Below are 19,619 nucleotides of genomic sequence, written 5' to 3'. Positions count from 1 at the left end.
CAGGGGGGTCAAATCACTTTCGCTTCGTTCTTGAGTTTGTCGACCAGGGCAGCCACGTCGGCCACCTTGATGCCGGCACCGCGCTTGGCGGGTTCGGTGACCTTGAGGGTCCTCAAGCGGGGGGTGACGTCCACTCCGAGGTCTTCGGGCTTGACGGTGTCGAGCTGCTTTTTCTTGGCCTTCATGATGTTGGGCAAGGTGACGTAGCGGGGCTCGTTCAGGCGCAGGTCGGTGGTGATGACGGCAGGCAGCGTCAAGGCCAGGGTTTCCAGGCCGCCATCGACTTCGCGGGTGACGCTGACGCTGTCGGCCGTGAGCTCGACCTTGCTGGCAAAGGTGGCCTGGGGCAGGTCGGCCAGGGCTGCGAGCATCTGGCCGGTCTGGTTGGCGTCGTCGTCGATGGCTTGCTTGCCCAGGATGATGAGGCCGGGTTGTTCCTTGTCGACCAGGGCCTTCAAGAGCTTGGCGACGGCCAGGGGCTGGAGGTCGAGATCGGCAGGGGTTTCCACCAGGATGGCGCGGTCGGCACCGATGGCCATGGCGGTGCGCAGGGTTTCCTGGCACTGGGCCACGCCGCAGCTCACCGCGATGACTTCGGTCACCAGGCCTTTTTCTTTCAGGCGCACGGCTTCTTCGACGGCGATTTCGTCAAAGGGGTTCATGCTCATCTTGACGTTGGCGGTGTCCACGCCCGTGCCGTCCGATTTGACGCGGACTTTGACGTTGTAGTCCACCACGCGCTTGACTGGGACCAAGACCTTCATTACTGCAGCTCCTAAATAGACTTGTTGAATTGACGTTTACGTTAACTAAAACATTCTATGCCGCACCGCAACGAAACCGCTGCTGCCCGCGATACAAAGACATGACAAAAAGAACGACCGTGCTTTTTTATAGATTATAGGCCAGTGGGCGCTGCACTTGTCCAGTCCACGCTGTCACCGGAGGGTCAAGCTCCCTGCCGCACCAGAAGCCATCCCCTGCGGATCAGGTGACCGGTACTGGGCCTGGCGACGCGCGACCCGCTTCGCCGGAAGCGGGCAAATCCTGCGGCCGCAGATGCACTACGCGCTGCGGATAGGGAATATCAATGCGGTGGGCACGCAGCGCCGCGAGGATGGCGCGGTTGATGTCCGAGCGCAAACCGAGCACCCCGTTTTCGGGGTCGGTGATCCAGAACCCGACCGTGAACTCCAGGCCGTCTGCTCCAAAAGCCGACAGTGACACGGCCGGCCCTGGCTCGCGCAGCACGCGCGGGTTGACCAGCGCCGCCTCCCCCAGCAGTCGGATGACGAGATCGACATCGCTGTCATAGCCCACACTGACCACCGTGGACAGCCAAACGCGCGGATCGGCCAGCGAGAGGTTCTCCACCCGTTGGGTGATGAGCATCTCGTTGGGCACGATGGATTCACGGCCCACGCCCGAACGGATCACCGTGTAGCGCCCCGTGATGTCGGTGATGCGGCCCTCAAAGCCATCCACGCGGACGTTGTCACCAATGCGCACGCTGCGCTCGGCCAGGATCACGAAACCACTCACATAGTTGGCCGCCAGCTTCTGCAGGCCAAAGCCGATGCCCACGCCCACGGCGCCGCCCAGCACCGACAGGGCCGTGAGGTCGATGCCCACGGCCGAGAGGGCCAGGATCAGGCCCAGAAACATCAGCAAGGCGCGCGCGGCATTGCTGAACGCCTTGCGCACCGACAGCTCGCTGCCCGTGACCGAGCGCAGCAGGCGCGACTCGATGGACGAAGAGATCCACAGGGCCACAATCAGCACGGCACAGGCCGTCACGAAGCCTTCGATCATGGTACGCACCGACAGCGTGGTGGTCCCCACCTTCCAGGTGATTTCGTCGAGTTGCTCCAGCACCAGCGGCAACAGGCCCGTGACCCACAACACCATGACCAGCCAGGCCAGCCACGAAATGGTGCGCTCGATCGGCCGCACCCAGCCGGACTGCGGATAAGCCGCCTGCAGCACCTTGACCCCCACCCGGATCACCACCAGCGAAATGAGCACCGGAATGACCACCTTGAACGCGGCCAGCGGCACCCACAGCGCCAGCACCGATCGGGCCACATAACCCAGGCCCAGCAAGGTCAGTGGAAACAGCACGCCGTCCACCACCTTGCGGCCAAACAGGATGGAGCGCGGCTCGTCGCGGTGCAGCGCGCGGCGCAAGGCCGACACCATGAGCCAGGCCAGTGCCACGCACACGGCCAGCGCACCCAGCTCAATCAATACCGTGGTTTTCGCAAACGCTCCAAACCATTGCTGCACGTCATCCAACATCGGCGAACCAGTTTGCACGGGCATCACGCCTTCCACGAAGGAGAACGTTTCTCGGCAAAGGCCCGCGCGCCCTCTTGCGCTGCCGCGTCCATCATGTTGGCGGCCATGGTCTGGCCAGCCAGCTGGTAAGCCGCATCCAGGCCCAGCTCACGCTGCTGGTAGACCAGCGCCTTGCCCATGGCCACCGCCACGCGGGGCTTTTGCACAATGGATTGCACGAGTTTCTCCACCTCGGCATCCAGCGCATCGGGCGCCACCACGCGGTTTACCAGGCCCTGCGCCAGCGCCGTGGGGGCGTCGATGAAATCACCGGTGAGCAGCATTTCCATGGCGCGCTTGGCCGGCATGTTGCGCACCAGCGGCACGCTGGGCGTGGCACAGAAAAGGCCGTAATGGATGCCACTGGTGGCAAAGCTGGCGTTGTCCGCCGCCACGGCCAGATCGCACTGCGCGACCAGCTGGCAACCGGCCGCGGTGGCCATGCCCTGCACCCGGGCGATCACCGGCACCGGCAGTCTGTGGATGCTCAGCATCACGCGGCTGCACTGCGTAAAGAGCTGCTGGTACCAGGCCAGCTCGGAGTGGGCCGCCATGTCCTTGAGGTTGTGACCGGCACAAAACGCCTTGCCCGCTGCGGCCAATACCACCACGCGCACGGATTCGTCGCGGCCCGCATCGTCCAGCGCCTGCTGCAGCGCGGCCAGCATCTCTGAGCCCAGCGCATTGAAGCGGGCGGAGTCGTTCAGGGTCAGTGTCACCACGCCACGCGTGTCACGGGTGATCTGCAGCAGATCATTGGGATTCTTCGTCATTTTTTCTCCAGTGTTTCGCACGACCCAGGACCGCCGAAACCGGCGCATCTCCAGGCCAGTGCCACCGTGGAACTGGCTTTGCCAGGCCACGGGTGGCGTCCCCCTCAGGGGGAAGACGCCGCAGGCGGCTCAGGGGGAGTTCAAAGATCCGCCAGCACGCGCACATGCGCTTCCACGCTGCGCGCCAGGGCGCTCATCACATAGCCCCCTTCCAGGCACGACACGATGCGACCCTTGGAATAGCGCCGGGCGATGTCCATGATCCGGTGGGTGATCCAGGCGTAGTCGGCCTCCACCATACCCAGCTGCCCCATGTCGTCCTCGCGGTGGCCGTCAAAGCCGGCACTGATGAAGATCATCTCGGGCTTGAAGGCTTCCAGGCGCGGAATCCACATCATCTCGATCATTTCGCGGATATCCATGCCGCGCGTGTAGGCCGGCACAGGCACGTTCACCATGTTGGGCGCCGGATTCTGGTCACCGCTGTAGGGGTAGAACGGGTGCTGGTAGATGCTCACCATCAGCGCACGCGGGTCGCCCGCCAGGATGTCTTCGGTGCCGTTGCCGTGGTGCACGTCGAAGTCCACCACCGCCACGCGCTGCAGGTTGTAGCGCTGCAGCGCATATTTGGCCGCCACCGCGACGTTGTTGAAAAAGCAAAAACCCATGGCCTTGTCATGGCAGGCATGGTGACCAGGCGGGCGCACCGCGCAAAACGCGTTGGTGATCTCGCCGGCCATCACCGCGTCGGTGGCGGCCAGGGCCGCTCCGGCGGCGCGCAACGAGGCCTTCCAGGTGTGCGCGTTGATCGAGGTGTCGGTGTCGATCTGCGAATAAGCGGGACCACCCGCCAGCAGTTCTTCGTTGAGCAGATCCGACAGGCCGCGCATGGCCGCCACATGGAGCCGGTTGTGCGCCAGCTCGATGTCGGCCAGTGAGGCCTCGGGCGCCTCGTATCGCTCCAGGGCATCGGCCACGCCGGTGATCAGCAGACGGTCTTCGATGGCGTCCAGCCGCTCGGGGCATTCGGGATGCCCCGGCCCCATTTCGTGCTTTCGGCAGTCGGGATGGGTGAAATAGCCTGTCTTGCTCACAGTGAAATCCCCGTGTCTCTTTTTTCGGATAACGTGGCGCCATGCATGCACAGCCAAAAATCAAATCTCTTTTAGATCAGCTTAACACGGTGATTGTGGGCAAAACCGCCCAGGTACAAGACTGCGTGGCCTGCCTGCTGGCGGGCGGCCATCTGCTCATCGAGGATGTGCCGGGCGTGGGCAAGACCACGCTGGCCCATGCGCTGGCGCGCACGTTTGGCCTGCAGTTCTCGCGCGTGCAGTTCACCGCCGACCTCATGCCCAGCGACCTCACCGGCGTGTCGGTGTACGAGCGCGGCAAGGAAGCCTTCGTGTTCCACCCCGGCCCGGTGTTTGCCCAGGTGCTGCTGGCCGATGAGATCAACCGCGCCAGCCCCAAGACCCAGAGCGCCCTGCTCGAAGCCATGGAAGAAAAACAGGTGTCGGTGGAAGGCGAAACCCGCGCCCTGCCCCACCCGTTTTTCGTGATTGCCACCCAGAACCCGCACGACCAGCTGGGCACCTTTGCGCTGCCCGAATCGCAGCTCGACCGCTTCCTGATGCGGATCTCCATCGGCTACCCCGACCGCGCCGCCGAGCGCGTGTTGCTGGCCGGTGGCGACCGCCGCGACCTGGTCGACGGCCTGCTACCCCTGCTGTCGCAGGACGAGCTGGCGCAACTGCAGCGCCAGGTGCTGGCCGTGCACACCGCCGAGCCGCTGCTCAACTATGTGCAGGACCTGATTGCCGCCACCCGCACGGGCCGCTGGTTCTTGCAGGGACTGTCGCCGCGCGCGGGCATCGCGCTGGTGCGCGCCGCCAAGGCCCAGGCGCTTGTCGAAGGGCGCGACTATGTGGCGCCCGACGATGTGCAGGCCGTGCTGCCGCAGACCATCGCCCACCGCCTGGTACCCGTGGGCGATGCGCGGCGCGGCGCCGTGGAACAGGTGCGCGCGATGGCTGAGTCGGTGCCCCTGCCTTGACGCAGCAAGCCATGCCGCCCAAGTCCGGCGCCTCCGCCGCAGCTGCCGATCTACTTGCACCCACGCCATCCGCACGCGGCGCCGCAGCGTCGCATGGGTTCGGGCTGAATCCGCTGGCCCTGGCGCGTGCACGCTTTCAGCGCTGGTGGGAGGCACGCCTGCCGCTGTCCGACACCCTGGTGCTTACGCAGCGCAATGTCTACATCCTGCCCACCGGAGCCGGCTGGATGCTGGCATTGACGCTGCTCGTGTTGCTCATTGCGTCCATCAATTTCCAGCTCAACCTGGGCTATCTGCTGACCTTCTTGCTGGCGGGTAGCGCGGTGGTGGGCATGCATGTGTGCCACGCCACGCTGCGCGGCATCACGCTGCACCTCAAAGCGCCCGAGCCCCACTTTCTGGGCGGCAGCACGGCGTTTGAAGTGCAGCTTTTCAGCGACCGGCGCACGCCGCGCCACGCCATTGCGCTGTCCGTGCACGGCCATGGCAAGGCCAGCCATGACTGGGCGCTGACCGATGTGCCCGCGCAGGGCAGCGCCAGCGTGCAGGTGGCGTTCCGGCCCCAGCGCCGGGGCCTGCACCGGGTACCCACGCTAATGGCCGAAACCCGCTTTCCGCTGGGCACCTTCCGTGTCTGGAGCTACTGGCGCCCCGCCGCGCAAGTGCTGGTGTACCCCGCCCCCGAGGCGCCCGCACCGCCGCTGCCGCCCGGCGAGCCGCGTGCCAGCGGCACGGGCAGCGCCAGCACCCAGGGCATTGGCGAATTCGACGGCGTGCGTGCCTACCGGCGGGGCGATCCGCTCAAGCTGGTGGTCTGGAAGAAGGCCGCCAAATCGCTGGCCACCGGCACGGACGACCTCGTCAGCCGCGACACCCAGCAGTCCCAGCGCCATGAGCTGTGGCTGGACCTGGCCCATGCCGCCCTGCCCGACCACGAAGCCCGCATCTCGCGCCTGACGGCCTGGGTGCTGCAGGCCGACCGGCTGGGCATCGACTATGGACTGCGCCTGCCCGCGCTGGAACTGCCCCCCGACACCGGCGCGGCCCACCGCCAGCGCTGCCTCGAAGCCCTGGCGCTGTGCTGAGCCCCACTCTAATAATATGCATAAAAATGGCCTGTAGCGCTTACCCATCAAGCGGTATTTGCTCTTCATTTAATAGCAATCGTCCGCCCTGTGCGCGGGCGTTGCGCCTCGCCCCATGACCCTGCGCCAAACCCTTGCCACCCTGCCACGCGACACGCGGGACACGCTGTTCCTGCTGCTGGTGATTGCCTGGGTGGTGGCCCCGCAGGTCACCCATCTGCCAGCGTGGGCCAGCCTGATGGCCGGCGCCGTGCTGCTGTGGCGCGGCTGGCTGGCCTGGAGGGGCCGGCCACTGCCGGGGCGCTGGGCCGTGGCCGGTTTGCTGGTGCTGGCCGTGACCGGCACCCTGTTCACCCACCAAACCATTCTGGGACGCGATGCCGGCGTCACGCTCATCGTGATGCTGCTGGCGCTCAAGACGCTGGAGCTGCGTGCGCGGCGCGACGCCATGGTGGTGTTCTTCCTGGGCTTCTTCACGATGCTCAGCAACTTCTTCTTCTCCCAATCGCTGCCCACGGCCGTGGCCATGCTGGTGGCGCTGTTGGGGCTGCTTACGGCCCTGGTCAACGCCCACATGCCGGTGGGACGCCCGCCGTTGGCGCACGCGTTTCGCGTGGCCGGCACCATGGCGCTGCTGGGGGCGCCCATCATGGCGGCGCTGTTCCTGCTGTTTCCGCGCATGGCGCCACTGTGGGGCATGCCCAGCGACACCATGGCCGGGCGCAGCGGGCTGTCGGGGGTGATGAAGGTGGGCAACATCGCCGAGCTGGCGCTGGACGACAGCGTGGCGCTGCGCGTGCGCTTCGACACCCCCGGCGGGGCCCCGCCACCCCAGAGCGATCTGTATTTTCGGGGGCCGGTGTTTGCCACCTTTGATGGCAGCGAGTGGCACCCCTTGTCGTACCGGGCGGGCAACCGCGCGCTGGAGCGGCCCAACAGCCCCGCGCAACTTCGGGTCCAAGGCCCGGCGCTGCGCTACGAAGTCACGCTGGAGCCCCACAAGCGCCCCTGGCTGCTGGTGCTGGACGCCGCGCGCGACAAGCCCGGCGTAGCCGGCATGGGCACCTTCATGACGGACGACCTGCAGTGGCTGACCAGCCGCCCGATCACCGACGTGACGCGCTACCAGGCAACAAGCTACCCGCAGTTCCGCCACGGGCCCGACACCGCCACCCCCGCGCTGCGCGCCTACACCGAGCTGCCCCCAGGCTTCAACCCGCGCACGCTCGCCCTGGCCCAGGAGCTGCGCAGCGACCCGCGCATCGCCCCCGACCCAACCCTTGACGCCACGCCCGCGCTGGTCAGCGCCGCGCTGGCGCGCCTGCGCACCGGCGGCTACCGCTACACGCTGGAGCCCGGCGTGTACGGCCAGCACACGGCCGACGAATTCTGGTTCGACCGCAAAGAAGGTTTTTGCGAGCACATCGCCTCGGCCTTTGTGGTGCTGATGCGCGCCATGGACATTCCCGCGCGCATCGTCACCGGCTACCAGGGCGGCGAGCGCAACGCCGTGGACGGCTACTGGACCGTGCGCCAGAGCGACGCCCACGCCTGGGCCGAAGTGTGGATGGCCGGGCGCGGCTGGGTGCGCGTGGACCCCACCAGCGCGGTGGCCCCCGGGCGCACCGGTGCGTTCGAGCGCCTGCAGGCCCCGCGCGGTGCGCTGGCCACCGCCATGGGCACCGTGATGAGCCCCGGCCTGGCGCAAAACCTGCGCGCCATGTGGGAAGCGGTGAACAACGGCTGGAACCAGTGGGTGTTGAACTACACGCAAAGCCGCCAGCTCGACCTATTGAAGGCGCTGGGGTTTGAATCACCCAGCTGGCAAGACCTCGTCACTGCGCTGGGCGCGCTGGTGGGGCTGGCCGCGCTGGGCGGTGCCGGCTGGACGCTGTGGGAGCGCAGCCAGCACGACCCCTGGCTGCGCCTGCTGGCCCGCGCCCGCCAGCGCCTTGCCCAAAGTGGATTGACCCTGCCCGACACCCTGCCACCGCGCGCCATGGCCCACCGCGTGCAGGCACAATTTGGCGACGCCGCGCAAGGCGTTGCCGACTGGCTGCTGCGGCTGGAGCAATGGCGCTATGCCGCGCAACCCGAGAACGCGGCCCACCAGCTCGGCGCCCTGCGCCGCGAATTCCGAACCCTTTCCTGGCCCGCCGCCACCGCGCGCCGTTGAGCCCATTGACATGCTGAAAACCGTATCAACCGCTATTTTATTGATAGCTGCTTGCGCAATACCTGCAAGCGCAATGGCCCAAAAACACCACAAACCTGCAAAATCCCGGGCTGCCGCGCCATCGCGCAACGCCGCCGCGCCCATCGGCCCCGCCTACGCCACGCGCCCCGAGGCGCTGCTGTTTGCCGACGACCTGGCCGAGCGCCGCAACCTCGACCACGAATGGGTGCGCCAGGCCATCGGCCAGGCCCGCTTTCTGCCCCAGGTGCCCAAGCTCATGCTGCCGCCGCCCAAAGGCACGGCCAAGAACTGGCGGGTGTACCGCAGCCGCTTCATCGACCCGGTGCGCATCCGTGCGGGCCTGCGCTTTTGGCAGGACAACGCCGAAACGCTGGCACGCGCAGAAAGCGAATTTGGCGTGCCCGCCGAAATCATCGTGGGCATCATCGGCGTGGAAACCATCTACGGCCAGCAGATGGGCAACTTCCGGGTGATGGACGCGCTGGCCACGCTGGCCTTTGACTTTCCGGCCGCGCACCCGCGCGCCGCCGAGCGCACCGAGTTTTTCAAGCGCGAGCTGGAGCAGTTTCTGAGCCTCACGCACCGCAGCAATGTTGATCCGTTCGAGCCGCGCGGCAGCTACGCCGGCGCCATGGGCCTGGGACAATTCATGCCATCGAGCTGGGTACGCCACGCCATCGATTTCGACGGAGATGGCCGCGTGGACCTGTTCACAAGCCCCGCCGACGCCATCGGCTCGGTAGCCAACTATTTCATCGCCCATGGCTGGAAGCCGGGCATGCCCACGCACTACAGCGTGCAGTTCGACGCCGATCCCGCGCGCGTGCAGCTTGACGAGTTGCTGGCCCCGACATCCTGCCCACCTTCAGCGCCGCCAGCATGCAAGCCAAGGGCGCCGTGCTCGATGCCGCAGGCGCCCAGCACACCGGACCGCTGGCGCTGGTGGAGCTGCAAAACGGCGGCGACGCGCCGAGCTATGTGGCCGGAACCGAGAATTTTTATGCCATCACGCGCTACAACTGGTCAAGCTACTACGCCATGGCCGTGATCGAACTGGGGCGCGAGGTAGCCGCAGCGCGTGCACGCTAAGCCGACCCACCACTTTCAAGCAAACACCGCATGTCAGCCACCCTCCTTTCGACGCCTGTTGCCGACGCCATTGTGCGCGTGCGCGGCCTCAGCAAAATCTACGCGGGTGGCTTCCAGGCGCTCAAGAACGTCCACCTGGATATCCGCCGTGGCGAAATTTTTGCCCTGCTCGGACCCAACGGTGCCGGCAAAACCACGCTGATCAGCGTCATCTGCGGCATGACCAATGCCACCGAAGGCAGCGTGACGGCCGACGGCTTTGACACCGTGCGCGACTACCGCGCGGCCCGCTCTGCCATCGGCCTGGTGCCGCAGGAGCTGCACACCGACTCGTTCGAGACCGTGTGGGCCACCGTGAGCTTCAGCCGCGGGCTGTTTGGCAAGCCCCCTAACCCGGCGCTGATCGAAAAGATCCTGAAAGACCTCTCGCTCTGGGACAAGAGGGACACCAAGATCCTGGCGCTTTCGGGCGGCATGAAGCGCCGAGTGCTGATCGCCAAGGCGCTGTCGCACGAGCCGAAAATATTGTTCCTCGATGAACCCAGCGCTGGCGTGGACGTGGAGCTGCGACACGACATGTGGCGCCTGGTGCGCGCGCTGCGCGATGCAGGCACCACCATCATCCTGACCACGCACTACATCGAGGAAGCCGAGGACATGGCCGACCGCATTGGCGTGATCCGCCAGGGCGAACTGATCGTGGTGGAAGACAAAGACGTGTTGATGCGCAAGCTCGGCAAGAAGCAGCTCACGCTGACGCTGCAGCACCCCATGGAGCGCGTGCCCGAGTCGCTGGCGCGCTGGCCTTTGGCCCTGTCTGCCGACGGTCATGCGCTGACCTACAGCTTCGACAGTCAGCAGGAAGATACCGGCATCGCCGCGCTGCTGCGCGCGCTGGGCGAGCACGGTATCGATTTCAAGGACCTGCATTCGTCGGAGAGCTCGCTCGAAGACATCTTCGTCAGCCTCGTCCACGAACAGAAAGCGGGCCAATGATGGGCTTGAACCTGCACGGCGTGCGCGCCATTTACCGCTTCGAGATGCACCGCGCTTTTCGCACCTGGGCGCAAAGCCTGATTGCGCCGGTGCTCTCGACCTCGCTGTATTTCATCGTTTTCGGCTCGGCCATTGGCTCGCGCATGGGCGACATTGGGGGCGTGGACTATGGGGCTTACATCATCCCGGGGCTGCTGATGCTGTCGCTGCTCTCGGAGAGCATTTCCAACTCGGCTTTTGGCATCTACATGCCCAAGTGGTCGGGCACCATCTACGAGCTGCTGAGCGCACCGGTCAACTGGGTCGAGGTGCTGCTGGGCTATGTGGGCGCGGCGGCCACCAAATCGCTGATCGTCGGTGCGCTGATCCTGGCGACGGCGCGGGTGTTCGTGCCTTACGAGGTCGCGCACCCGGTGTGGATGCTCGGTTTTCTCGTGCTGACGGCCATCACCTTCTGCCTGTTCGGGTTTCTCATCGGCCTATGGGCCGACAGCTTTCAGAAGCTGCAGATCATTCCGCTGCTGGTCATCACGCCGCTGACGTTTCTGGGCGGCGCGTTCTACAGCATCAGCATGCTGCCGCCGTTTTGGCAGACCGTCTCGCTGTTCAACCCGGTGGTTTATCTCATCAGCGGCCTGCGCTGGGCCTTCTACGGCGCAGCCGACGTGCACATCGGCGTGAGCGTGGGCATGACGCTGGCATTCATGGCGGCGTGCCTGGCCGCGGTGTGGTGGGTCTTCAAGACGGGCTACCGGATTCGGCGCTGAGCGCTGGGGCCGACGCTGCGACCAGCGCAGCGGTACGGCAGCAGCCAGCCGCCCACCCGCCGCGCTGCGGCGCTGACGCGCTCAAAACCGCTGCATGGTGCAGCTGTGCGGCTGCTGCGCTTTGGCCGCGGCAATCTGCCGCACCACGCGAAAGCCGTAGCCCGAGCCTTCCACGTCGAACTTCACGCCGGGTGCGCCCTTTTTGTCCATCACGCCCACGGCCAGGGCCTGCTGGAATTGGTGGTCGGCCGCGCGCATGCTGCCGCCCTGGCCGGCCAGCTGCACGCTGGATTTTTCCATCTGCCGGGCCACGGCCACCACGTCGGTGCTGCCCGCGCGCTCGATGGACTGGGCCAGCGCCTCCACCATGAGCTGCATGCGCATGTGCACATAGTCATCCTCCGGCTTGGGGAATCGACTGCGGAACGACTGGTAGAACGCCTCGCTTTGCGCGCCCGGCACATTGGGCAGCCAGTCGGCCACGGCCACCACCTTGCCCACGCCGGCATCGCCCAAAGCGGCGGGAGCGCCCAGCGCGTTGCCATAGAAGGTGTAGAAGCTGCCGTCAAAGCCCACTTCGCGCGCGGCCTTGACCAGCAGCGTGAGATCGTTGCCCCAGTTGCCAGTGACGACGGCCTGCGCGCCGCTGGCCTTGATCTTGACGGCATAGGGTGCGAAGTCCTTCACGCGGCCCACGGGGTGCAGCTCGTCGCCCACCACGGCCACATCGGGGCGCTGCGCGGCCAGCTGGCGTTTGGCCTCGCGCAGCACGGCCTGGCCAAAGCTGTAGTCCTGGCCGATGAGGTACACGCTTTTGAGCGCCTTGTCCTCACGCACCACTTCCATGAGCGCGGCCATGCGCATGTCGGCATGGGCATCAAAGCGGAAATGCCAGAAGCTGCATTTCTCGTTGGTGAGGATGGGGTCCACCGCCGAGTAGTTGAGAAACAGCACGCGCTTGCCCGGCTCGCGCTCGTTGTGCTTGTTGATGGCGTCGATCAGCACCGCCGCCGTGGCCGACGAATTGCCCTGCAGGATGACCTGCGCGCCATCGTCGATGGCCGCGCGCAGGGCCGACAGGGCCTCTTCGTTCTGGCCCTTGCTGTCGTAGCGCTCCAGCGCCAGCGGGCGCGCACCGCCGGCGGCTGCGGGCAGGCGCACGCCGCCGCGCGCATTCACGCGCTCTATGGCCCAGAAGACGTTGCGAAAAACCGCCTCGCCCGTGTTGGCGAAAGGCCCCGACAGGCTTTCGATCAAAGCCAGCTTCACCGGCTTGGCCTGCGACACGGCAGCGCTGGGTGCGGTGGCCTGTGCCCCGCTGGCGGACACCGGGGCCAGCGTGCCAGCCACGGCGGCAATCACCGCCAAAACGCATGGACGTAATACCGCCGCGCCTGATTTCAAGCCCACCGACTGCAATTTATTCATGCCATTTTTTCCTTGAAATGCGGCGTGACCGTACACACCTCTTGGACATGCGGCGACCACACCGGGAGCCGCGCAGTGTATAGGAGCAACCCATGATTTTCGCCCCCGTGATCCGCCGCGCCGCCTACGCCAACGCACCCCGCTCTGCCGATCTGGCGCTGCAACGCTTCCTGATGGGCACCCTTCCAACACCGGCCCGCGCCAGCACCGCCGCCGGTTGCACCGTGACGCGCGACGACAAGGCCACCACGCTGCAGCTCGATGTGCCCGGCCTGGCGCGCGAGCAATTGCAGATCAGCATCGAGGGCAATGTGGTCAAGCTGCAAAGCGTGGCAGGCGCACCCCGCCAGGTGCAGCGGGCATGGGAGCTGGCCGATGAAATCGACGCCTCGGCCAGCACGGCCAAGCTCGAAAACGGCGTGCTCACGCTGACGCTGGCGCGGCTGGTGCCGGCCGACAAGTCGGTGCAGCTGGTCGTGCATTAAATGGCCGAGAGGGGCAACCCTCGATAGCTACGCATTCAATAGCTAAAGCTGGTTGAAGCGCATGCGCTTCAACCAGCTTTTTGTGTATCGGGCACACCATTCACGACGCGCATCGGAAAACCGGTTTCAAGCCCGGGGGCCGGCGCAGGGACGTTGGATAATAAGCGGGCATACCGTTCACAAGACCGAGGGTGGGAGTCGGGAAGCCATCGGACTTGGAACGCCAGATCTGGGGCTCTGGCGCCATCCCACCTGTCCACCGCCATGGCCTCACTCGAAAATCTCTCCGCCGTACATGCCACTTTGCTGGTCGGCATCCTTCTCGAATGCTTTGTGGCCTTGGGCTGGCTGCTCGCAGCCGGGCTGCTGCTGCCCATGCGCCGCGCTTCACTGCATTGGGCGGGCTTTGCATTTTTGCAAGGCGCTGCTTTTTTCGTTTACCTCATTAGCGGCAACTGGGCGGGTTTTCCTGCCCATGCAGCCGCCAACATGCTGCTGGTGGCGGCCCTTGTGCTACAGGTGCGCGGGCTGCAGCGGGCGATGGGGCGCCCGCCCACCGACAGCCTGTTCATCGCCCTGCTGTTTTGCGCCGGCGTGGTGCAAGTGGTCTGGCTGGCGCACGAACAATCTGCCTGGCGCATGGCTGCCATTTCAGCCCTGGCCAGCGGGATCAGCGCCTGGACCGGAGCGACCATGCTGCGCTGCGTTCGCCACGAGGATGCGCGTGCGCCCCGGTTGCTGGCGCTGGTGCTGAGTGCCCCCTCGGTCATCGGCAGCGCGCTGTTTGCCATGCGCGCCCTGCTCGTGCTGCAGGCCCCCGAGCGCATCATTCGCGATGACCGGCTCGACCAGTCGATCGGCATGCCAGGCGCGCTGCTGTGGCTCTTTCTTTCGCTGGGCATGGCCCTGGCGCTGGTGGGCGTGGTGCTTTACAGGCTGCAGCGCAAGCTGAGCCAGGCGGCCACCCAGGACGCCCTTACCGGCCTGCCCAACCGCCGCGCTGCCGATGATTTTCTGGCCCACGAAGCCCTGCGCGCGCAGCGGCGGGGCACGCCCCTGTCTGCGCTGATGATCGACATCGACTTTTTCAAGAAGGTCAACGACCAGCACGGCCATGCCGCCGGCGACCATGTGCTGCAGACACTGGCCAGGCTGCTGCAAGAGCGCGCCCGCGCCACCGACCTGGTGGCGCGCTGGGGTGGCGAGGAGTTCCTGGTGCTTCTGCCCGACACCTCGCCCGCCGGCGCGCGCGAGGTGGCGGAGCAACTGCGGCTGGCGGTGCAGAACACGCCGTTTTGCTGGCAGCAAAGCCCGGTGCCGGTCACCGTCAGCGCCGGTGCAGCCACCTGGACCAGCGGCCCGTTTCATGCCAACGCGCTGATCGCCAGTGCCGACAGCGCGCTCTACCAGGCCAAGAACAGCGGCCGCAACCGCGTGTGCGTGGCGGCCGACAACGCACTGCATCTGGCGCTGCCTGGCGGCAGATCCGTCGAGCCCCGCAGGGCTTGAGATGAAATCAGGCCCTGGCGCTTGTCTGGCAAGCGCCAACAGCTCAACTATTGATAGCAACCACCGGCAAAAGACGGTGCCCACCGCGCTTCACTCATGCCGCAGCGCGTCAATCGGGTCCATGCGCGCTGCGCGCCGCGCCGGAAAGTAGCCAAACACCACCCCGATCCCGGCCGAGAACACGAACGACAGCAGGTTGACGCCGGGGTTGAAGATGTAGGGCACATCCATCAGGGCCGACAAGCCGATGGATGCCCCGGTGGCCAGCACGATGCCGATCAGCCCGCCCAGGGCGGCCAGCACCACGGCCTCGATCAGGAACTGCAGCAGCACCTCGCGCTCCAGGGCGCCAATGGCCAGGCGCAGGCCGATCTCACGGGTGCGCTCGGTCACGCTCACCAGCATGATGTTCATGATGCCGATGCCGCCCACCAGCAGGCTCACTGCCGCCACGGCCCCCAACAGCATGGTCATGACCTTGGTGGTGCCCGAAAGCGTGTCGGCCAGCTGCTTGGTGTCAAGCACGTTGAAGTTGTCTTCGTCGGTATCGGCGAGCTTGCGCAGCTCGCGCAGCAGCTGCGTGAGGCTGGCCTTCACCCGCTCGGGGTCGCTGCCATCCTGCATGGACACCAGCAGGGTGTTCACGCGCGTGTTGCCGGTGACGCGGCGCTGCAGCGTGCGCAGGGGCACCAGCACGGTGTCGTCCTGGTCGTTGCCAAAGGCGCCCTGCCCTTTGGAGGCCAGCACGCCCACCACCTCGCACGAAAACGCCTTCACCCGCAATTGCTCGCCCACGGCGTCGCGTGTGCCATAGAGCTCGCGGCGCACGGTTTCGCCAATCAGACACACGGCGGCACCGGCGCGCAGCTCGGCGTCCGAAAAAACCCGCCCGGTGCGCACGGCCCAGTTGCCCGTCTGCAGCCAGGCATTGGTGCTGCCGATGATGCTGGTGGTCCAGTTGCGCCCACCGGCCACCACGGTGGCGCTGGCCCGCGCCTCGGGCGCCACGGCCAGAATGCCGCCGATCTGCTGGGCAATGGCGTCGGCATCGGTGTCCTTGAACGCGGGGGCGCCCGAGCCGCCGCCGGGCCCCATGCGCTGGCCGGGGCGCACCTGCAGCAGGTTGGTGCCCAGGCCCGAGATCTGGTTTTGCACCGCCATGGTGGCGCCATTGCCCAGCGTAACCATGGTGATGACGGCACTGACGCCGATCACGATGCCCAGGATGGTGAGAAACGAGCGCATCAGGTTGCGCCGGATCGAGCGCAGCGCCAGAAGAAGGGTGTTCAAAAGCATCAGGCCACCTCCGCCTGCGGCAGTGCAGGCATGGGGGCGCGCAGACCCACGGGGTGCGGGTTGGGCGCATCGCTGTCCACCCTGCCATCGACAAAGCGCACAATGCGCCGCGCATAGGCCGCCATGTCGGGCTCGTGGGTGACCATCAGCACAGTGATGCCCTGGTCGGCATTGAGCCGCCATAGCAGCTCCATGATTTCCTGGCTGCGCTGGGTGTCGAGGTTGCCGGTGGGCTCGTCGGCCAGCAGCACGGCCGGCTCGGTGACGATGGCGCGGGCAATGGCCACGCGCTGCTGCTGGCCGCCCGACAGCTCGGACGGGGTGTGGTGCTCCCAGCCCTTGAGGCCCACGGCATCGAGCGCGCGCGCCGCCGCAGCGTGGCGCGCGGTGGCCGATTCGCCCCGGTACAGCAGGGGCAGCTCGACGTTTTCCTGCGCCGAGGTGCGCGCCAGCAGGTTGAAGCCCTGGAACACAAAGCCAAAGTACTGCCGGCGCAGGCGCGCGCGCTCGTCGCGCGAGAGCGATTCCACATGCACACCCTTGAACAGGTATTCGCCCGCGGTGGGCCGATCCAGGCAGCCCAGGGTGTTCATTGCGGTGGATTTGCCGGAACCGCTGGGGCCCATGATGGCCACGAAGTCGCCCTGGGTGATGTCCAGATCCACGCCCTTGAGCGCCTGAAACGCCAGCGCGCCCTCGCCGTACACCTTGGTCACGCCGCGCAGGCGGATGAGGGGTGATGCCTCGCTCATGGCGCCGCCCCGGCTGAGCGCTGGTCGGTGATGACGGCCATGCCCTCGGACAGGCCTTCGCCGCTGACCTCGGTGCGGCGGCCATCGCTGATGCCCACCTGCACCGCCACGGCGTGCGCGGTGCCGTCCTTGAGCACCCACACCTGGCGCACCCGGCCCGCACCGTCGGCCGCTTCACCGCTGCCACCCGCCCGGCGCGCGCCCGAGCGCGGCATGCGCGGCATCAGCTGCGACATGATGCCGCCGCCGGACGACGCCGGTTTGGCTGCCGCCCCCGCCGCAATGGCGGGGGTGAAACGCAGCGCCGTGTTGGGCACCAGCAGCACATCGTTGCGCTCGGTGGAGGTAATGGTGGCCGCCGCTGTCATGCCGGGGCGCAAGCTCAGGTCGGAGTTGTCCACCTCCAGCCAAGTGATGTAGGTGACCACGTTGTCGGTTTTGGTGGAGCCGAACGACACCCGCGTGACCTTGGCCGGATAGCGGCGCGAGGGATAGGCGCTGACCGTGAAGCTGGCCTTCTGGTCGAGCTTCACCGAGCCCACGTCTGCCTCGTCCACGCTCACGTCCAGCCGCAGCCGCGTGAGGTCTTCGGCCAGCGTGAACAGCGTGACGGCCTGCAGCGAGGCAGCCACGGCGTTGCCTGGCTCGACCGTGCGGGTCAGCACCACGCCGTCGATGGGCGAGCGGATCGAGGCCTTGGACAGGTTGGTGACATCGGTGGAAAGCGCTGCCCGGGCGTCGTCCACCGAGGCGCGGGCACTGGCTTCGTCGGCCCGGGCACGGTCGAGCGTGGCCCGGCCGCTGTCAAGCTCTGCGGCCGAAGGCACCTTGCCGCCCGACAGGCGCGCCACTTCTTCAAGCCGCCCAAAGCCGGCCAGCGCCTCTTTGGTGGTGGCCACCGCCTGCGCCAGCCGCGCCTGCGCCGCCGCCAGCGAGGCCCGCGAGCGCAGCACCTGCGCATCGAGCTTGGCGGTGTCTAGCTCAACCAGTACCTGGCCCTTTTTGACCTTGTCGTTCACGTCCACCAGCACGTTTCTGACCGTGCCCGACAGCTCGCTGCCAATGGTCACCGCCCGCGTGGGCTGCAAGGTGCCGTTGGCCGACACGTTGAGCGTGAGGTTGCCCCGGCGCACCTCCTCGGTCACATACACCGGGGCTGCGCTGGCGCGCTGCTGGCTCTGCCAGTAGGTGATGCCGCCGCCCGCCAGCACCAGCACCGCCACGCCCAGCCACAGGGTCGAGCGCTGCCACCAGCGGCGCGGCTTGCCACCGCCGATCAGCGTTTGCAGGTCGGCAGCGGCGGTGGACGGGCTGGCGGCAGCGGTGTTTTTTTCAGGAGAAGTCATGGCCATCAGATTCGGTAGGGGGTGGGAGTCGGTTGGGGTGGCAGGCGCGGGCTACTGCGGGGCTATTGCCAGCCGCCGCCCAACGCCTTGTACAGCCGCACATGGTCGGCCGAAACGCTGGCCACGGTGGTGGCCACGCTGTCCTGGGTGGACAGCAGCGTGCGCTGGGTTTCCAGCACCGACTGGAAGTCGATCAAACCGCTGCTGTAGCGCTGCTGCGCCAGCAAGGCCGCATTGCCTGCGGCATCGGCCGCCGCCTGCAACCGCACCAGGCGCTCGCGATTTCCGCGCAGGGCCACCAGGGCGTCCTCCACATCCTTGAGCGCCGTGAGCACCGAGGCCTCGTAAGCCACACGGGCCTGTTCCAGCGCCGCCTCCTGCACGCGCACCTGGGCGCGCGCCGCGCCGCCATCGAACACCGGCATCGACACACTGGCCAGCAACGCGCTGGCAATGGAGCCGCCGTTGGTGAGGGCGCCCAGCGTCAGCGCACGCAGGCCCAGATTGCCCGAGATGTTGAAGTCGGGGTAGCGCGCGGCGTCGGCCTGCGACACCCGGGCCAGCGCAGCGGCAATGCGCTGCTCGGCCGCGCGCACGTCAGGCCGCTGGCGCAGCGTTTCTGCGGGAATGGCCAGCGCCAGGTCTTGCGCGGGTTGCGGCACGGCCACCGTGTCGGCCAGCAGCGCATCCAGCGCCAGGGGGGCCTGACCGGTCAGCACGGCCAGGCTGTGGCGCGACTGGGCCAGGCTCGATTCGAGTGCCGGAATCTGCGCGGCCGTCTGCTCGGCCGCCGCACGGGCCTGCTCGGCCACCAGCGAGGTGGTGAGGCCGGCCTGCAGCCGCCACTGGGTGATCTGCAGGGTTTCCTGCTGGCTGGCCAGATTGCTGCGCGCAATGGCCAGCCGCTGCTGCAGCCCGCGCAGCTCGATGTAGTTCACGGCGGTTTCAGCGGCCAGCGACACCTGCACGTCGGCCAGGCTGGCCTGCGCAGCCTGTGCATCGGCCTCGCTGGCATTCACGCCGCTGCGCAGGCGGCCAAACACATCGGGCTCCCAGCTGGCGTCAAACCCCGCCTGAAAGCTGTTGCCGGTGCTGTTCGATGCCCGGCTGCGCTGCGCCGACGCCGAAGCCCCCACGCTGGGCAACAGGCCGGCGGTCTGCACATCCACCTGCGCACGCGCCTGCTGCAAGGCGGCTTGCGCACTGCGCAGGCTGGTGTTGGCCTGCAAGGCCTGCGTGACCAGCCGCGTAAGCTGCGGGTCGTTGAACCGCTGCCACCATTGAGCGAGCGGCGTGGCGGGCATGTCCGCAGGCGTTTGCGCGGACCAGGCCGTCGGAACGGGCGTTTGCGGCAGGCGGCTGTCGGGCGGCACCAGGCTGGCACAGCCAGCCAGCAGCACCACTGTCGAGATCAATACCCAATGTCCCGCAGAAGCAGTCAGACGAAAGGGCGCGCGGGGCGTAGCGCGCCCTGTGTTGGCAAAGGAATGGTCATTCATGGGA

At 66.9% G+C, this 19,619-nt stretch carries 16 protein-coding genes and 1 pseudogene; 8 read left to right on the top strand and 9 right to left on the bottom strand.

The window, feature by feature from the left end:
* Positions 1–8 precede the first annotated feature (8 nt).
* The 4 genes from CBP34_RS06010 to CBP34_RS05995 all read right to left on the bottom strand — a co-directional run bounded on the left by CBP34_RS06010 (position 9) and on the right by CBP34_RS05995 (position 4,156).
* Complete coding sequence (locus tag CBP34_RS06010) at positions 9–764, bottom strand: electron transfer flavoprotein subunit beta/FixA family protein (protein ID WP_094097560.1); 756 nt, start codon at positions 762–764, stop codon at positions 9–11.
* A gap of 223 nt (positions 765–987) precedes the next feature.
* On the bottom strand, positions 988–2,322 hold the full coding sequence (locus CBP34_RS06005) for a mechanosensitive ion channel family protein (protein ID WP_094099085.1): 1,335 nt from the start codon (positions 2,320–2,322) through the stop codon (positions 988–990).
* Complete coding sequence (locus CBP34_RS06000) at positions 2,322–3,110, bottom strand: enoyl-CoA hydratase (protein ID WP_094097559.1); 789 nt, start codon at positions 3,108–3,110, stop codon at positions 2,322–2,324. Before CBP34_RS06000 ends, CBP34_RS06005 begins: the two co-directional genes overlap by 1 nt.
* 140 nt (positions 3,111–3,250) lie before the next feature.
* The gene (locus tag CBP34_RS05995; RefSeq protein ID WP_094099084.1) at positions 3,251–4,156 is read right to left on the bottom strand and encodes a histone deacetylase family protein; all 906 of its coding nucleotides are present in this window, start codon (positions 4,154–4,156) and stop codon (positions 3,251–3,253) included.
* 89 nt (positions 4,157–4,245) lie between these two features.
* On the opposite strand from CBP34_RS05995, the gene CBP34_RS05990 reads away from it, so the two are divergent.
* The 6 genes and pseudogenes from CBP34_RS05990 to CBP34_RS05965 all read left to right on the top strand — a co-directional run bounded on the left by CBP34_RS05990 (position 4,246) and on the right by CBP34_RS05965 (position 11,300).
* Complete coding sequence (locus tag CBP34_RS05990; RefSeq protein WP_094097558.1) at positions 4,246–5,166, top strand: AAA family ATPase; 921 nt, start codon at positions 4,246–4,248, stop codon at positions 5,164–5,166.
* Positions 5,167–5,177: 11 nt separating this feature from the next.
* Positions 5,178–6,251, top strand: a complete 1,074-nt coding sequence (locus CBP34_RS05985) for a DUF58 domain-containing protein (RefSeq protein WP_094097557.1) — start codon at positions 5,178–5,180, stop codon at positions 6,249–6,251.
* Between the two features lie 115 nt (positions 6,252–6,366).
* On the top strand, positions 6,367–8,427 hold the full coding sequence (locus CBP34_RS05980) for a transglutaminase TgpA family protein (RefSeq protein WP_094097556.1): 2,061 nt from the start codon (positions 6,367–6,369) through the stop codon (positions 8,425–8,427).
* Positions 8,428–8,437: 10 nt separating this feature from the next.
* Positions 8,438–9,537: pseudogene (gene mltB / locus CBP34_RS05975) on the top strand (lytic murein transglycosylase B).
* Positions 9,538–9,567: 30 nt separating this feature from the next.
* Complete coding sequence (locus CBP34_RS05970) at positions 9,568–10,533, top strand: ABC transporter ATP-binding protein (RefSeq protein ID WP_094097555.1); 966 nt, start codon at positions 9,568–9,570, stop codon at positions 10,531–10,533.
* A gap of 5 nt (positions 10,534–10,538) precedes the next feature.
* Positions 10,539–11,300 carry an ABC transporter permease gene (locus tag CBP34_RS05965; protein WP_086913997.1) on the top strand — a complete coding sequence of 254 codons (762 nt, stop codon included), beginning with the start codon at positions 10,539–10,541 and terminating at the stop codon, positions 11,298–11,300.
* Positions 11,301–11,381: 81 nt separating this feature from the next.
* Here the strand turns inward: CBP34_RS05965 and CBP34_RS05960 are convergent, their stop codons facing one another.
* A complete protein-coding gene (locus CBP34_RS05960; RefSeq protein WP_086911850.1) occupies positions 11,382–12,728 on the bottom strand; it encodes a branched-chain amino acid ABC transporter substrate-binding protein in 1,347 nt (448 codons plus the stop codon).
* A gap of 92 nt (positions 12,729–12,820) precedes the next feature.
* Between CBP34_RS05960 and CBP34_RS05955 the strand changes: the two genes are divergently transcribed.
* Together CBP34_RS05955 and CBP34_RS05950 are read left to right on the top strand one after the other, a co-directional pair.
* Positions 12,821–13,213 carry an Hsp20/alpha crystallin family protein gene (locus CBP34_RS05955; RefSeq protein WP_086911849.1) on the top strand — a complete coding sequence of 131 codons (393 nt, stop codon included), beginning with the start codon at positions 12,821–12,823 and terminating at the stop codon, positions 13,211–13,213.
* Positions 13,214–13,477: 264 nt separating this feature from the next.
* Positions 13,478–14,722 carry a GGDEF domain-containing protein gene (locus CBP34_RS05950; RefSeq protein WP_086911848.1) on the top strand — a complete coding sequence of 415 codons (1,245 nt, stop codon included), beginning with the start codon at positions 13,478–13,480 and terminating at the stop codon, positions 14,720–14,722.
* Between the two features lie 90 nt (positions 14,723–14,812).
* On the opposite strand, the gene CBP34_RS05945 is transcribed toward CBP34_RS05950, so the two are convergent.
* From CBP34_RS05945 to CBP34_RS05930, 4 genes are all read right to left on the bottom strand, one after another.
* Positions 14,813–16,018 (bottom strand): ABC transporter permease, encoded by a 1,206-nt coding sequence (locus CBP34_RS05945; RefSeq protein WP_086911847.1) that lies wholly within the window; start codon positions 16,016–16,018, stop codon positions 14,813–14,815.
* A complete protein-coding gene (locus CBP34_RS05940) occupies positions 16,018–16,770 on the bottom strand; it encodes an ABC transporter ATP-binding protein (protein ID WP_086911846.1) in 753 nt (250 codons plus the stop codon). The genes CBP34_RS05945 and CBP34_RS05940 overlap by 1 nt, the downstream gene beginning before the upstream one ends.
* Positions 16,767–18,116 carry an efflux RND transporter periplasmic adaptor subunit gene (locus tag CBP34_RS05935; RefSeq protein WP_086928660.1) on the bottom strand — a complete coding sequence of 450 codons (1,350 nt, stop codon included), beginning with the start codon at positions 18,114–18,116 and terminating at the stop codon, positions 16,767–16,769. Before CBP34_RS05935 ends, CBP34_RS05940 begins: the two co-directional genes overlap by 4 nt.
* Before the next feature lie 62 nt (positions 18,117–18,178).
* A complete protein-coding gene (locus CBP34_RS05930; protein ID WP_094097554.1) occupies positions 18,179–19,615 on the bottom strand; it encodes an efflux transporter outer membrane subunit in 1,437 nt (478 codons plus the stop codon).
* Positions 19,616–19,619: the final 4 nt, after the last annotated feature.

The sequence above is a fragment of the Acidovorax carolinensis genome, from assembly GCF_002157145.1.
Taxonomy (GTDB): domain Bacteria; phylum Pseudomonadota; class Gammaproteobacteria; order Burkholderiales; family Burkholderiaceae_C; genus Acidovorax; species Acidovorax carolinensis.
Note: the sequence above shows the minus strand (reverse complement) of the source record. Positions and strands in the feature narration are given on the sequence as shown.